14 protein-coding genes and 1 tRNA gene are annotated in these 14,944 nt (G+C 63.2%); 7 read left to right on the top strand and 8 right to left on the bottom strand.

All coding sequences use genetic code 11. From position 1 onward, the window contains the following. The first annotated feature begins 16 nt into the window (after positions 1-16). The 6 genes from R4P70_RS21495 (at position 17) to R4P70_RS21470 (ending at position 4,670) form a co-directional block, all read left to right on the top strand. Entirely contained in the window at positions 17-601 is a 585-nt protein-coding gene (locus R4P70_RS21495) for an RNA polymerase sigma factor (protein WP_046378461.1), read from the top strand. After that, positions 598-1,317: a hypothetical protein gene (locus R4P70_RS21490; protein ID WP_317831693.1), complete on the top strand. Its 720-nt coding sequence runs from the start codon at positions 598-600 to the stop codon at positions 1,315-1,317. Before R4P70_RS21495 ends, R4P70_RS21490 begins: the two co-directional genes overlap by 4 nt. A 20-nt stretch (positions 1,318-1,337) precedes the next feature. Then, positions 1,338-1,964 (top strand): class I SAM-dependent methyltransferase, encoded by a 627-nt coding sequence (locus tag R4P70_RS21485; protein ID WP_020969448.1) that lies wholly within the window; start codon positions 1,338-1,340, stop codon positions 1,962-1,964. A 103-nt stretch (positions 1,965-2,067) separates the two neighbouring features. Continuing rightward, positions 2,068-2,138 (top strand) — tRNA-Cys (locus R4P70_RS21480). 121 nt (positions 2,139-2,259) lie between these two features. Further along, complete coding sequence (locus R4P70_RS21475) at positions 2,260-3,051, top strand: ABC transporter ATP-binding protein (protein WP_046378458.1); 792 nt, start codon at positions 2,260-2,262, stop codon at positions 3,049-3,051. Beyond that, positions 3,048-4,670 carry an ABC transporter permease gene (locus R4P70_RS21470; protein ID WP_317831688.1) on the top strand — a complete coding sequence of 541 codons (1,623 nt, stop codon included), beginning with the start codon at positions 3,048-3,050 and terminating at the stop codon, positions 4,668-4,670. The genes R4P70_RS21475 and R4P70_RS21470 overlap by 4 nt, the downstream gene beginning before the upstream one ends. Before the next feature lie 1,521 nt (positions 4,671-6,191). Here R4P70_RS21470 and R4P70_RS21465 read toward each other — a convergent pair. Further along, positions 6,192-6,356 (bottom strand): hypothetical protein, encoded by a 165-nt coding sequence (locus R4P70_RS21465; RefSeq protein ID WP_180279598.1) that lies wholly within the window; start codon positions 6,354-6,356, stop codon positions 6,192-6,194. A 122-nt stretch (positions 6,357-6,478) separates the two neighbouring features. On the opposite strand from R4P70_RS21465, the gene R4P70_RS21460 reads away from it, so the two are divergent. Next, on the top strand, positions 6,479-7,411 hold the full coding sequence (locus tag R4P70_RS21460) for a LysR family transcriptional regulator (RefSeq protein WP_099697716.1): 933 nt from the start codon (positions 6,479-6,481) through the stop codon (positions 7,409-7,411). 6 nt (positions 7,412-7,417) lie between these two features. Here R4P70_RS21460 and R4P70_RS21455 read toward each other — a convergent pair whose 3' ends face one another. From R4P70_RS21455 to R4P70_RS21425, 7 genes are read right to left on the bottom strand one after another with little or no spacing between them, the layout of a single operon-like run. Next, positions 7,418-8,407 carry a cyclase family protein gene (locus tag R4P70_RS21455; protein WP_099697717.1) on the bottom strand — a complete coding sequence of 330 codons (990 nt, stop codon included), beginning with the start codon at positions 8,405-8,407 and terminating at the stop codon, positions 7,418-7,420. Next, entirely contained in the window at positions 8,404-9,381 is a 978-nt protein-coding gene (locus R4P70_RS21450) for a fumarylacetoacetate hydrolase family protein (RefSeq protein ID WP_099697718.1), read from the bottom strand. Before R4P70_RS21450 ends, R4P70_RS21455 begins: the two co-directional genes overlap by 4 nt. Next, positions 9,378-10,661 (bottom strand): MFS transporter, encoded by a 1,284-nt coding sequence (locus tag R4P70_RS21445; RefSeq protein ID WP_099697719.1) that lies wholly within the window; start codon positions 10,659-10,661, stop codon positions 9,378-9,380. Before R4P70_RS21445 ends, R4P70_RS21450 begins: the two co-directional genes overlap by 4 nt. Before the next feature lie 25 nt (positions 10,662-10,686). Continuing rightward, complete coding sequence (locus R4P70_RS21440; RefSeq protein ID WP_099697720.1) at positions 10,687-11,622, bottom strand: VOC family protein; 936 nt, start codon at positions 11,620-11,622, stop codon at positions 10,687-10,689. After that, positions 11,619-12,638 (bottom strand): amidohydrolase family protein, encoded by a 1,020-nt coding sequence (locus R4P70_RS21435; protein ID WP_099697721.1) that lies wholly within the window; start codon positions 12,636-12,638, stop codon positions 11,619-11,621. Before R4P70_RS21435 ends, R4P70_RS21440 begins: the two co-directional genes overlap by 4 nt. Further along, a complete protein-coding gene (locus tag R4P70_RS21430; protein ID WP_099697722.1) occupies positions 12,635-13,774 on the bottom strand; it encodes an FAD-dependent monooxygenase in 1,140 nt (379 codons plus the stop codon). The genes R4P70_RS21435 and R4P70_RS21430 overlap by 4 nt, the downstream gene beginning before the upstream one ends. Beyond that, a complete protein-coding gene (locus tag R4P70_RS21425) occupies positions 13,771-14,799 on the bottom strand; it encodes a fumarylacetoacetate hydrolase family protein (protein ID WP_317831678.1) in 1,029 nt (342 codons plus the stop codon). Before R4P70_RS21425 ends, R4P70_RS21430 begins: the two co-directional genes overlap by 4 nt. Positions 14,800-14,944 lie beyond the last annotated feature (145 nt).

Here is a 14,944-nt window from a genome sequence, read left to right as displayed (position 1 = left end):
CCGGACATCTCTTCTTATGACGCCGAAATCCGAGGACGGGCCACCACCGAGCGACGAAGAGCGTTTCACCGTCTTGTGGGACGCCTACGCCGGTCGGGTGTTCGCGTACACCTGCCGCCACGTTGATCATCACAGCGCACAGGAAGTTGTCTCCGAGACGTTCCTCGTTGCCTGGCGACGCTTGGACGAAGTGCCCGAACAGGCACTTCCATGGCTGTTGGTGGTGGCTCGAAACACCGTGAACAACAACCGTCGGAGCGTTCGGCGCCATGATGCGTTGACCGAGAAGATGCGACGCATCGAACAGATTGCGGCATCGACGCCGGGCGCCGACGTCACTGTCACCGACCGCACAGAACTGCTCGAAGCACTGACAACACTCACCGTCACCGAGCGTGAAGCCCTACTCCTGACTGCCTGGGACGGATTGACCGCCACCGAAGCAGCGCGGGTCGCCGGGTGTTCGGTTCCAGCCATGCATGTTCGACTCTTTCGCGCTCGGCGTCGATTGAGCACCGGGCTGGCTTCAGAACCTGACACCGCGATCCCGATGAACACCGCCCGACCTTGCGCTGCCGCCGAACACGGGAGTACTCCATGAGCAAAGATCTGCTGACCACCCTCGAGAAGCTGCGGCCGACCGATTCTCTTTCCGCCGAACTCTGGCCCGAGAACGTCCAGGTTGCCACTCGCATCCGAATCATCGCTGACGAAAACAACATTGGAACACCCAGAGTTCCACGCCGCCGAGTAGGCGCCGTAGCTCTCGTCGCGATGCTCTGTGCAGCGGGAATGGTGGGCTGCGCCGCTGCCACGGCGATGATGCCAAAACCGTTTACGGATATGTACTCGGGTTGGCATACCATGCCGGGAACCAACGGCGGAATAGATCCGTCCACCGCCGAGCGGGTCGGGTCCATCCCCGGACCTGACGGAACCGTGTTCAGCGTCTTCGTTGCCCACGGCGCTGATGGCTGGAGGTGCGTCGCCCCGGTTTTCGAGACGTCATCCGAGACCGACAAGGTTGGTCCGTCGAAGTTCATCAGCCTCGGACACGGCTGCAGATCGAACGACGACTTGTACGGCGCAGATTCATTCGGGGGCGGCGCCGGGTACGAGGCCGGTCCGCACGAGGCGACCTACGACGCAGGGGCGGGAGGTGCCGTTCGGGCCGAACTTCACACCGCAGACGGCCAAATCTATCCGACAATTCTTGCCGAAGACCGCTTCTACGGATGGATTCCCCTCTCGCTCATCTCCCCTCGTCCAACCCTCGTCGGATATGCCGCAGACGGGACGGTCGTCGGCACCCGGTGAGCTGTCGGTACCCTCGAAAGATGACTGCACAGGCCCCGAACGAGCGCATCCCCAGCCAGTGGGAAGAGATCACTGCAGCCGACTCGACGCATTCCACACGATATGTCGAGCGTTTCCGTTCCATGAGAGCGGACGGCAAGGACATTGTCGGGGAAGCACGTTTGATCGACGCGATGCTCGGACGCGGTGGCCGGGTTCTCGATGCAGGGTGCGGGCCGGGCCGACTCGGCGGTTATCTGCACGACGTCGGGCATGTGGTTGTCGGAGTCGACGTTGACCCGGTTCTCATCGCTGCCGCGGAGGAGGACCACCCCGGCCCGACGTGGCTTGTCGGCGATCTCGCCGAGCTCGATCTACCGGCCCGCGGTGTCGAGGCGAATTTCGACGTCATCGTGTCGGCAGGCAACGTGATGGCGTTTCTCGCTCCGCCAACCAGGCACGCAGTATTGTCAGGATTTGCTCGTCATCTCGCTCCGAGCGGCCGAGTGGTCATCGGATTCGGTGCCGGCCGCGGCTACGAGTTCCCCGAGTTTCTCGCCGACGCGGCCGCGAGTGGCCTCGAGGCTGATCTGCTGCTGTCCACGTGGGACCTGCGCCCGTTCAAGGACAATTCCGAATTCCTGGTCGCGGTGTTCTCCCGCGCCTAGCCCGCCAGTTCACCGCCTTCCCCACAATCCGTCACATGGCGATCAATTCACCCTGATCACAATCCTGGCGACTGTTGTTCACTACGAACATAATTGGATCAATGCGGGTGTGGCCGAGCGGCAAGGCAGCGGTCTGCAAAACCGTCCACGCAGGTTCGACTCCTGCCATCCGCTCAGCTTGCGAACCAGCGACTCATGCCGCGACCAACCACCTACCAATGACATTCGGTGCACGCAGCCTGCATCGCTCCGCTCTGTCTCCGCGCACAGGGCTCCGGACAGTTACCCTCGATCGATGCACCCTCTCCCCGAGACAGGCCAGTTGCCTCCCGGACCGATGGCCTTACAGGTGGAACACCTCTGCATGGCGTTCGGCGCGAAAGTTGCTGTGAACGACCTTTCCCTCGCGGTGCCCTCAGGTTCGTTGTTCGGCCTGGTGGGCCCTAACGGTGCGGGAAAAACGACCGCACTGTCGATGGCTGTCGGATTGCTTCGCCCGCACTACGGTCGCAGCCTGGTGTACGGCTACGACGTGTGGAACGACCCTGTCGCAGCGAAGAGTCTGCTCGGCGTTCTACCCGACGGTCTGGCGCTACCCGCCCAGTTCACCGGCCATGAACTACTCACCTATTTCGGACGCCTGCGCGGCATGCCAGAGGACGTCATCGCGTCACGACGCGACGAACTGTTGGCCGCGCTCGATCTCGCCGATGCAGGTGGAACGGTCATCGCCGATTATTCAGCGGGCATGACGAAGAAAATCGGGTTGGCCTCGGCCTTGTTGCACGGCCCTCGCTTACTGGTACTGGATGAGCCGTTCGAAGCTGTCGACCCCATTTCTTCGGCCGGAATTCGGAGCATTCTGCTCTCGTTCGTCCACTCAGGTGGATCGGTCATTCTTTCCAGTCACGTGATGGCCCTTGTCGAACAACTGTGTACTCACATCGGAGTCATCGCAGACGGTCGCGTCGTGGCTTCAGGAACGGTCGACGAGGTGCGCGCAGGCAACACTCTCGACGAGGCATTCGTCCGCCTTGTCGGTAGCCGCAGTCCCAATCCCGACGGACTGTCATGGATGCGCGCATGAGCATTACGAGCTTGCCGACGACGCGCAGCGCCCCAACCTCACTGTGGCGCACTGTTCTCCGCATGCGCGTGACCCTCTACAAACGTCAATTCACCGGCGGCAGAGCCGTCATCAAAGTCGTGGCAGCACTCTTCGGCGTTCTGGGGGCAGCTCTGCTGTGCCTGCAAGCCTCGGGGACGAGCGCGAGCTCTTCCGAACTCGTCAGCGGCACAACCAGTCTCGCACTGTCGGCTATCGGCGTGATGTGGATCTTGATGCCGATCATGTCTGGTCTGTCAGATGACAATCTTCACCCCAGACATTTCCAACTACTCCCCCTGAAACCCGTCCGACTCGCCAGAGCACTGTTCTCGACGTCACTGTTCGGTATGACCGTGCCGATTACCGCGTTGGCTGCAGCAGCGATTCCAATTTATGCCGCTACACACCACCCTGCCGCACTGCCATTGGCCATTATCGCTTGGCCCGCAACGGTCCTGCTCATTGTCGGCACCTCACGGGTCGCGATGCTGGCGATGTCGCAGCTCCTGCGGAGTCGTCGCAGCCGCGAACTGGGACTGTTGGCATTCGGCACGTTCTTCGGCGGGCTGTATCTGCTGCAATTTCCGCTGCAGAGTCGCCTCGGCACGGTCGTGGACGGCGACGTCACGTGGCCGCTCACGGTCGCGCATTCGATCCCGTTCGCGTGGGGAATCACCAGTGTCGACGCAGCAGCAGGAGACGCCTGGCTCCTCGCCGCCGGAGCAGTCCTCGCCCTGGTGCTGGTCGATCTCGCACTGCTGTGGTCATGGCAACGCCTGGTCGTTCGCTACTTCAACGGGAAGGTCGCAGAATCAGCGGGCGCCACTTCCGTGCAATTGAAGAACCAGGGCCGCGACATTCGAACCGGTTGGCGCGCATCCCGACTGGGCACCGTCATCTCTCGCGAGCTTTCGCTCTGGCACGGAGACATGCGCCGACGAACACAACTGCTCTCCGTTGCCATCATGACCTTGGTCTCCGGCTTCGGACCGCTGATCTCGTCATCGATCCCCTTCTCCGCCGCATGGGGTGCCTGGTTCCTGATCTACCTGGCAATGGCAGCCGGATCGAATCTGTACGGATTCGACGGCGCATCGATCTGGCATCTGGTGATGATCCCCGAAGCCGCTGCCGCTGACGTCCGGGGCCGACAAATCGCGTGGGCAATCGTGATGACACCCTTCGTGGTCGTCGCAACAGCTGCTGTACGGATCTTCGGGGACCTCGGGACCGACCGACTGGCCGTGCCGATCGCCGTCGGCATTTCGATGATGGGAGTCGGTGCAGGATTGGTAGTGGCGATATCCGCCAAAGCGCCCTACCCGGTTCCGGAGATGAAGAAGACGTTCTCCTTCAACACCCGCGGGTCCTTCAACGGCTCGTCCTTCGGACTGATCATCCTCGCCATCGTCATCTTCGCCGCGACAACGGCGCCCGGCGTGCTACTCGGGGCGCTGCTACCGAACCCGGTGAACTATTTCGCCATCCCTGTCGCTGTTGCGATTGGTGCACTTGGTGCTTGGATCGGAGGCCGCGTCGCGATCACCCGTATGCAACGCGAGCCGGATCGGATTCTGTTCGCGGTTACCACCACATGATCGTTGCCCAGATAGTCCGAGAATTTCTGGGCGTCAGCGCAGTAGCCGCAACTTGCACCAAAAAACTCAGTCTGCGCAATCGGATTATCAGGGAGCCAGGTAGCGCAGCCTCAACGCGTTCGGTCCTCGCATATCGCCGCCAGGCTTTCGTGACATAGCTTCCGCTCGAGCCGAACCATTGCCCTGGAAACATCGCACCACCAAGATGTTTGGCATGCCCCCGGAGCACCACGGTTCCGTACGTGTCGCCGAACGTCCCGGCCGATGCGGGAACTGCGCGCACCCGGCCCCTTCGCTCGAGCGCGGCTGGATCGAGCGCTGCCTCAGGTTCGCACCCCAACCCGCTCGGTGCGCAGAAATCCTGGTGATGGACCACTACACCGGAGCGATGGAATTCTGCCGGTGCCGACATCCGTTCCACGGGTCCTGATCGCGCCGGATCCTCGAGATCCGCTGCCGAACCGAGACTGCCGCCGCCTGAAAGTGAACGCACTGGCGGCGTCCCGCAGAATACCGTATCAAACATGCTTCCCCACTTCATTTTTCGAGTAACGTGACAGTGCCGAGCACAAAGAGTGCGAACCAAGTCAAGCTGGCCCGGTACCGCCGAAATCGACTGGTGAGGAACGGATCTCGTACACGAGAAGCCAGTTGTCGACGTTGGGACAATCTTCCCGTCGACGAGCCCAAAGGGCAATAGTGAGAAACCGATCGCCGTCCTGGCCGCTGAAAACTCGTACGGACAACCCCCGCGAACATGTCACCATCCGCATACGCCGGCAGGATCGGCGGCAGCCGGAAAGTCACACCCCGCACCCTCACACCCGTACGAGCTCGACACTCAGGCAAAATGCTTCTATGGGCGAGCCCCCCAGCTATCCCCTTGTCCAGACGTACGGGATCGCTACGCTGCGCCACCTGCTGAACGCACCCGTATCTGCCATCGAGGCCAGGTTCGGTGAGGCACAAAGCCCTCTTTCTCCGGACGCCGAGGCCGCCCTCGGTCTGCTACAACAAGTAGAGCATTCCATCCCCGGCGACCCAGAAGACGATTTCTTCCATCCCATCGAACGAACAAGGCTGCTGTCTCGATATCACCAAAAGGCCGGAACAACCCTTGCGGACGCCATACGGCAGAGTGCCGGCGGATCGAAACAAACCTTCAACGGTGCCGACGAGCTGGAACGCACACTGATCGAGCTCGCGACTCAAAGTAAACTGGATCCACCCTCGTCCACCCCTCGGGGTCGAACAAGACATAATTCCGAGAACCTGTCAAGCGTCAGGCCGGCGTCTTGGTACGCGCGAAACACGACGTGCAGCCAAATCGCACGCGTTTCGACGCTCCGAGCCTCGAGGCGTGGTCACTCTCGCGGATCGTTTCCACGGGCGTCTCCGGCCTCTGCCCGCACCGTGGGAGTACGTCAAGAAACTCTCACAACTCGTCGACCGACTCGGTTATCACCCGCCACTGTCGCCGATGAATTCGAACTTTGGTACCGGAGCGGCGCGGCAGACGGCTTAGTCGCGGATCGAGCAGTAGCTGCCGTGATATTCCAATGGTCGAAGTTCTTCGTAAAGTGCAGCAGTGGAGGCGCATCCGTCGTTGAAATGCTCGTGCAGGTGGACCGCGAACTCGTCCAGCAAGGGGTCGCCGGCCCGCTCGCGGCGCTCCCACCAATTCATCGACACTGTTTGTCGCGTCGCACCTTACTATCGACGGCAAAGGCCGATAGCACCGAGTACTCGCAGGACGGCAATGCGCGGTGAACCACCACTGACGAACAGAAACGCGCTACCTTCGCTTAGTGCGTGAAGTCGGTAATGTTGCGAACCTGGACCTCAATTTGCTTGTCTCACTCGATGCTCTCTTGCAGCACCGGAGTGTGACGAAAGCGGCTCGTCAGTTGGGGTTGAGTCAACCAGCACTCTCGGCTGCCCTTGCTCGTCTGCGCCGGCACTTCGGTGACGAATTGCTCTATCGCGTCGGCAACGAGTACCGGCTCACTCCGCTGGCTGCTGAGCTCCGCCAGCGCACCCGCCTCGCCTTGGAAGGCGTTGCTCGCGTGTTCTCCGCGCAACCAGAGTTCCAGGCAGTCGATTCGACACGCGAATTCACGGTCCTGGTCAGCGATTACGGTCTGACCGTCCTCGGAGACACCCTCACGCGATTGTTCACCGACGCCGCCCCGCGGGCACGACTACGCTTTCGACCGACCGGACCGGACCTTGTCGGCCGAGCCGAACACACACTGCTCGGAACCGATCTAATGCTGGTGCCACACGGTTTCGTCACCGACCTTCCCCACCACGACCTCTACCGCGACAGGTGGGTCGTCGTGGCGTCGACCGACAATGTGCACATCGACGAAGTTCTGACGGTAGATGACCTCGTGACATTCCCGTGGGTAGTCGTTTTTCATGGACAGACAGCGTCGACGCCTGCGACGCGCCAACTGCGAATGCACGGTATCGAACCCCACGTCCAGGTCGTCACCGAAAGTTTCCTCTCGGTCCCGAACCTGGTGGCGGGCAGCAACCGCATCGCGATCCTTCAGGAAAGGCTGGTGCAGCTATTGCCTCTGGACGCGGGCATCCGAACGATGCAGTGCCCGGTGGACATCGGTGAGCTGGTCGAAGCGATGTGGTGGCATCCGGTCTACGACCGCGATCCCGAACACGCATTTCTGCGCGACATCGTCTCGCTGGCAGCGTCGATGTCCACCGGCGGTGAACCGTAGACCCAACTATTTCACGGCGATGGGGTTGACGGGCGCGCCCACGGCGCCGGTCACGGGGATGGGCGACGCGGTGAGGAAGAACTCGAAGACCCCGTCGGATGCGCAGTCGGCCGCGAGCGAATCCAGATCCCACATCTCCCCGAGAAACAACCCGATGTTGGGAATCGCGACCTGGTGCAGGGGCTGAAACGCCACATCGAACTCATTTGGCCGGACTTCGAAACCCCACGTGTCGGTCGCGATCGCGGCAATCTCACTGTCGTGCAACCAATCCGCGGTGGTGAACGACAATCCCGGCGCCGCACCTCCGGCGTAGTCGCCCCACCCGTCACGTCGCACACGCGTGAGCTGGCCGGTGCGCACCAGAACCATGTCGCCGCGCCGAACCTCAGATGAGGCTCCCTGGCTTTCGATCGTCGCTACGAGATGCTCGGTAGTGATGGCGAACCCGTCGGGCAGCTCCCTGTCGTCCCCGAATCGCCTACCGACGTCCAGCAGCACTCCGCGACCGACGATGCCGTTCGCGACCGTCTCGATGCCGGTCACCCCGTCACCAGCGGACGTGACGACCTCGCCGGCGGGACGCCCGTTCCATGCCCGGCCGTGATCGAAAATGTGACCCAACCCGTCCCACTGAGTGGAGCACTGCAGCGGCATGGAGACGACGTCGTCGGCGCCGCCGAGTCCATGTGGGAAGCCCTGGACGCCGGCGGCAGCGTCGGTTCCGGTGTCGAGCATGGTGTGGACCGGGTTGGTGCGTCGCCGCCACCCCTTCTGCGGGCCTTCCATATCGAAACTCTGTGAGAGCGAGAACGACGTACCGCGCCTGATCAGCGAGCCTGCAGCAGCACGCACGTCGTCGGTGAGGAAGTTCATCGTGCCGCGAACGTCGTCGTCGCCCCACCGTCCCCAGTTCGAATTCCTACGAACCGATTTCGCGATTTCACCTTCCGGGTCGGTGCGATCGAGTGCCGCCGTGACGGATGAGGTGGTCATGACAGTGCCTTCCGAGAGTTACGGATCGCCGCGTGGTCGACGCGCCGAGCTGGTGGGACCTCCGGCGACGGACGACCGTCGCCGACTGTGTTGGTGAGCGAGCCGATACCCTCGACCGTGATGGTCACGACGTCTCCGACTCGCAGCGGCGGCGGTGACTGCTCGCCACGCCGGCCCCACAGTTCCGCGAGACAGCCTCCGTTGCCGGTAGTCCCACTTCCCAGAACGTCGCCGGAGTGGACCCAGGAATCACGCGAGGCGTACGCGACGAGAGATTCGAACGTCCACCCCATGTTGGCCAGTGAATCGCGGCCGACCTCCTCGCCGTTCACCGTCACGGTGCAGGACACGTCGAGGAAGCCGTCGCCGTCGCGGTAGTCGTCGAACTCATCGGCAGTGACGATCCACGGGCCCAGGGTGTTCGCGAAGTCCTTCCCCTTCGCCGGACCCAGACTGACCTGCATTTCGCGTCGCTGTATGTCGCGCGCCGACCAGTCGTTGAGGATCGTGTAGCCGAAGATGTGATCGCGTGCCTCCTCGACCGACAGGCTCGAACCCGACTTGCTCACCACTGCAGCAACTTCCATCTCGAAGTCGAGTGTCTTGCACGCAGCCGGAGGCCGGATCACTGCGTTCGGGCCGCTGACGGTGTACGGGTTGGTGAAGTAGAAGCGGGGCGCCTCGTACCACGCGTCGACGACACCGCTGCCCCCGTCCATACTGCGCCGCACGCCCTCGACGTGTTCCTCGAAGGCGACGAAATCACGCATGGTCGACGGTTGCAACGGCGCGCACAGTGCCACGTCGTCGAGCGAGAATCCGGGCTTCCGGAGCGCCTCTGCCCCCAGCTCGAGTGCTTTGCCCAAACCGCCGTCGACGAGTTCACGCATTGTGATCTCGAGTGGATGGACTGCGTCCTCCTGCACTACGACGGCCTTCTCGCGGCCCTCGTGGATGCACGTTGCGAATTTCATACAGACCTTTCCATAGGGAGTGCTTCGGTTTCGCGCGCGACGGTGCGCGGGGCTCCCCGGTCGTATCGGGGCAGGGACGCGAGTGTGAGCGATCCTAGGCACAGGAATGCCGCGGCGATGACGAGCGCTGTGCGGTAGGAGTCTGTGCTGTCGAACAGGTAGCCGGCAACGACCGGACCGATGGCGGAGCCGATCATGAACGCGCTGTAGATGTAGCTGTAGAGCGCTCCGAAGTTGAGTGGGTGTATGTACTTCGAGCTCAGGTAGGACATGAGGTCGATCTCCGCGCCGAACCCGATCCCTATGAGCAGTGCTGTGAGGGGCGCAAAGGATGCGCCTCCGGCGAGCAGCAGAACACAGCCGAGCGCGGCGGCGACGAACATCGGAATGGCTATGTGCGTGGCGTAGTACCGGTCGATCAGCCACCCGAGGACCGGGCGACCGACGACGGTTCCGACGCCGACGAACGACGCGAGCAGTGCGGCTCTGACCGGGTCGACACCGGTGTCGATGAGCATCGGGATGAAATGTGGAACCATGCTGAGCAGCGCCCAGCCGAGCAGGAAGAACGAGACGGCGAGAGTCCAGAATTCACGCGTCGCCAGTGACTGCCTGACGCTGGGGGCAAGGTCGGGGTCGACGAGAGTCGTTGCGCCAGCGCCCTTTGAGGGAGAGTCGAACTTGGTAAACGCCAGGAGAATCAGCGGCACGAGCGCCAGCAGTGCAAGCGTCAGATACGCGTTCCTCCAACCTCCCGACGCGATGACGGCCGCCATGAGGGGTGGTAACCCCAGCCCCGCCAAGCCGAGGCCGGTTGCCATGATGCCCAGGGCCAGACCGCGCCGACGATCGAAGCGTTCGACCACGGCCTTGGCGTAGGTGACGGCCGAGGTTCCGACGCCGAATACACCCGTAATTCCATACAGAACAAGGAAGAACGCAAGCCCGCCGCTGAAGCGACTGAGCGCGAAGACAGTCAGCGCGAACAGCGGAAGCGAGACCGCAGCAACGTGCTTGACGCCGAATCGGTCCAGGAGCGGGCCGACGAACGGCAGCGCGACGGCCATTCCGAGCGAGCTCCACAGGCTGGCGAGGGTGATCTGCCCTCTACCCCAGCCGAATTCGTTTTGCAGGGGGACGATCAACGGTCCCAGGGTGTATCCCAGGGCGCTGAACCCCAGTCCCGCCCCCACCGTCGCGAACGCGAGAACCCTCCAATTTGCGAGCAACTCGGAACGCGCGGGGGCACCGATTTCGGCGCGGGCATTGTGTGTGTCCACCTGATCTACCTTTCTTCTTCTCGGGTCACACCGGAGGCGGGACGAACAGTCCCTTGTCCGGGTCGTTGAACGATCTGGCGGCGACGAATTCGTTCATCGCATTGGCTGTGCCCCACTGATCGGCCACCTCGGGCTGCGTGAAATCGAGCAACGACGGGTGCCACGTGTCCTCGTCGAGCGTCTCGAGCTCGGTGGTGTATTCCATGGTGTTGCCGTTGGGGTCCAGGAAGTAGGAGAACGTGTTATTTCCGGCGGTGTGACGTCCCGGTCCCCAGATCTTCTCGACGCCGGCGCGCAACATTCGGCCGGTTCCCCGCATGTACTCGTCGAGCCCGCGGAGTTCGAAGGAGGCATGGTGGAGTGAGACGTGCGGTCCCCTGGCGACCGCCATGCTGTGGTGCTGGGCGTTGGTACGCAGGAACCACATCATCTTGCCCATGTGCGGATGGGTCAGGGTGTCGGAGAGCTTGAAGCCGAACCACTTGTCGTAGAACGCAACCGTGGTTTCCGGGTCCGGCGAGTTGAGGACCACGTGCGAGAGCTTGACCGGGATCGACTCGCCTTCCTCGATCTTGCGGTGCTGCCGGACGGACACCTCTGCCGACACCTCGATGGTGCGGCCGTCGACGTCGAAGAACCGGAAGCCGTAGCCGCCGCCCATGGTCTGCAGCGTGCCGGGTTCGCCGATCAGCTGCACCCCTCCCGCGCCGAGGCGCTCGGCCAGCGCGTCGACACCGGCGGAATCGGCCATGCCGTAGGAGACCAGGTCGAGCCGCTTGTGGGTGGCCTTGCGGATACGGACGACGTATTGCTCGGGAGACCCTTCGGCTGCGAGGTAGGTGACGGCGCCGTCGGTTCCCACCTCGGTCAATCCCCAATGGTTGGTGTAGAAGTCGACCTGTTGCCGATAGTCGGGCACCGCCAGGTCTACGTGGCGCAGGTGTGTGAATGCGTAGCTCATGAAAGAACTCCTCGGGCTGCCGGCGACAGGCCCAACCGGGCAGCATTGTCGCCGAGAATGGAACGGGTGACGGACTCGGACAAACCGGCCGCGTGAACCTCCGAAACGGGGTCTTCGTTACCCATGTCGAACGGGTAGTCCGAACCGAGCACCACCGACTCCGCTCCGACTGCATCGACGAGCGTGCGCAACGCGCCGGGGCCGTGGACCAACGAGTCGAAGGTGATGCGGGCCAGGTAGCTGCTCGGGCGATCTGCGCACCGTCGCGCTTCGGGACGGACCTCCCATGCATGATCGGAGCGTCCGAGATACGTGGGCAGGTATCCCCCGCCGTGCGCCGCGACGATCTTCAGCGCCGGGTGCCGGTCGAGAACTCCGGAAAAGATGATGTGCGACAACGCGACTGCGTTCTCCGCCGGCTGACCCACGGTGTTGGACAGATAGAAGCGGTCGAGCCGCTCGTCGAGTGAGCACCCGAATGGATGTAGGAACACGATCGCCCCGAGTTCGGCGGCACGCGTCCAGAACGGTTCGAGTCGCTCGTCGGCCAGTTCGACGCCCGGCGCGAATGACGATATCTCGACGCCCGCGAGCCCACATGCGAGAACTGCGTCATCCAACGCCGCAACCATCTCGTCGGGGTGCTGCAGCGGAACAAGCCCGAGTCCGACAAGGCGCGACGGTTCCTCCGCGACGAGCGCCGCGATGCCGCGGTTGGCGCTCGACGTCACGACTTGCGCCAGTTCGGGATCGGCCCAGTAGTGATACTGCGATGGTGACGGGGATACCACCTGGACGTCGACCCCGGCGGCATCCATATCGGCCAGCCTCCGGTTCACGTCGGTCAACTGCGGGATACGAGCGCCGAACATTTTCCCCGACACGGCGACCGATTCCGCCCCGTTGCGTCGAGCGTCCAGCGCGCGGTGCTTGTCGAGACCTGGCTGACCGGCGACTGCGGCTTCGATCTCAGGCACGATGGCATGCGCATGCACGTCCACGATCTGCCCGGTCACGGTGCCACGCTCACGAGTCCGGCGACGCGGCCCATCAGTCCCGGTACGTCCGCATCGGCATCGCGTTCGAGCATCCAGGTCCCGATCTGCACGGAGGCCTCGACGACGGTGCGGGCACGAGGGAGCCGGCGCGCGGCAAACGCGTCGAGCAGGCTGTCGTCACGCAGTGAGCTGTCGAGGTCGTCGCTGCCGAGCACCATTTCGGCGAGCACGATCGCATCCTCAAGGCCCTGAGCACCGCCCTGAGCGACGGTGGGAGGGCAACAGTGCGCAGCGTCTCCAATGAGCACGATGCGCCCTCGATGCCACCTGCCTTCGAGGACATGCGTTTCGAACCAGGTGTAGTTGATCGCCGCCGGATCGTCGATGTTCACCTTGATGTCGTCCCACGGTCCGTGATAGTTCTCCGCTAGGCCCTTGATGACGGCAAGCCGTTCCTCGGGGGTGAGCGCACTGCGGTCCTGGGCATCCTCGACGATGTAGGCGTACAGCGAGTTCTCGCCGGTGGGGCAGTAGCCGGCGATGTAACCCGCTCCGCCGTAGATCAGGTCGGTGCGGGTGATGCTGTCTGGCCGCGGTCCGACGAGCCGCCATATTCCCATTCCGGTCGGGCGGGGCGTCAGGTTGATTCCGAGTGCCTTCCGTGTCCACGATCGGACTCCGTCCGCGCCGACCACCACGTCGTAGCGCCCCGACGTGTTGTCCGAGAACGTCACCGACACTCCGCCGTCGTCCTGGGTCATGTCGGTTGCTGCGACACCAAAGCGTAGCTTCGCTCCGGCACGTTCGGCGGCATCATGCAGGATGCCCGCCAGCACCGGCCGTTCCATACCCATGCCTGCCGGCAGATCCGGTCCTCCGGTTCGGGCGTCGGCCATTTCCACCAGCAGCGTGCCGTTAAGGTCGGGAGCTCGGATGCCGAGCGTGTCGAAGCTGTAGCCGTGTTCGAGTACCTCGTCGAGAACACCCAGGTCTCGAAACACGCGAAGGGCGTTTCCCTGCAATGTGATTCCGGATCCAGTGGCGTTCGCACGCGGCGTCGCTTCGACAAGGTCCACCGATGCCCCACCCGCCGCGAGTGCGATGGCGGCAGCGGATCCTGCGATACCGCCACCGATCACGAGAATCGAGGTCATGACGCACCCACCACGGGGGTGCGCTGGAAGCCGAGACCGGTGATGGTCGACGTCATGACGTCGCCGTCCTGCAGTAGCCGTCCCCAGTGCATGCCGTTGCCGGCCGGGCTGCCCGTGAGGATGAGGTCGCCCGGGTACAGCTGCACTGTCTGCGACACGGCGGAGACCAACGCCGCGACATCGAACAACATGTCCTTGGCGGACTCATCCTGCATGGTCTTGCCGTCGAGCTTGAGGGTCAGGCGCATCTCGGAGACGTCGCCGGCGTCTTCCTTGGGCACGATCCACGGTCCGAGCGGAAGGAATCCGGGGGCGTTCTTCGCTCGGAGCCAGTCGGTTCCGATTTCCGGCATGTCCTTGCGGAAGACGAGTTCACGAGTGGTGAGGTCGTTGGCGATGGTGTAGCCCGCGACGGCCCCCAACGCTTCGGTACGCGAGAGCCGGTAGGCAGGCTTTCCGACGACGGCGACGAGTTCGAGCTCCCAGTCGTTCTTGTGCGTGCCCGATGGCAGTGCGACGGTGTCGTAAGGGCCCGTCACAGCGGAGGGAAGCCCGACGAAGAAGTACGGTTCCCCCTCTGCCGCGCGGCTGTCCATCATGGCGGCGACGTCGGCTCGGACCTGCTCCTCGGAGCGGTCGTCGGACGGATCGGTGTGCTTGACCGCCAGGTCGATGACGTGTGTGCGGTAGTTGGCGCCTGCCTGCAGGATCTGGCGCGGTTCGATCGGAGCGAGAACGGTCGCGCCGTCCAGGTCGCTCCACTCGCCTTCTCCGGACACTGCGAGCGACTTCAGCAACGGCAGCAGACGATTCCAATCGTCGAGGATGTCGCGGGTACTGACGGGTTGGCTCAGGTTCAGAGCCGGCGCGACGGAATCGAGGTCGAGAAGGCGGCCGGCAGCCAGGACGACGGCGTGCTGGGCGCCGCGAATCGATGCGGTGCCCAGCGCGAACGAAGGGGCGGGAAGGGAGGAGATATCCACAGGAAATCGGCTTTCGGTTGACGCGAATGTGATGACAACCACTCTCGATCCTGCCCCGGGGATCAGTCAAACAAATTTCACTTATGATAAGTATCAGTCTGACTTATAACGGTTGATGCAAGAGCCCTTCCCCGCTGCGGTCGGATTCAGCGTGAAATCTGTTCCGTTGCTTGCGTGTTTCGGCGGG

It is taken from the genome of Rhodococcus sp. IEGM 1241 (assembly GCF_033142365.1).
GTDB lineage: Bacteria > Actinomycetota > Actinomycetes > Mycobacteriales > Mycobacteriaceae > Rhodococcus_F > Rhodococcus_F erythropolis.
Note: the sequence above shows the minus strand (reverse complement) of the source record. Positions and strands in the feature narration are given on the sequence as shown.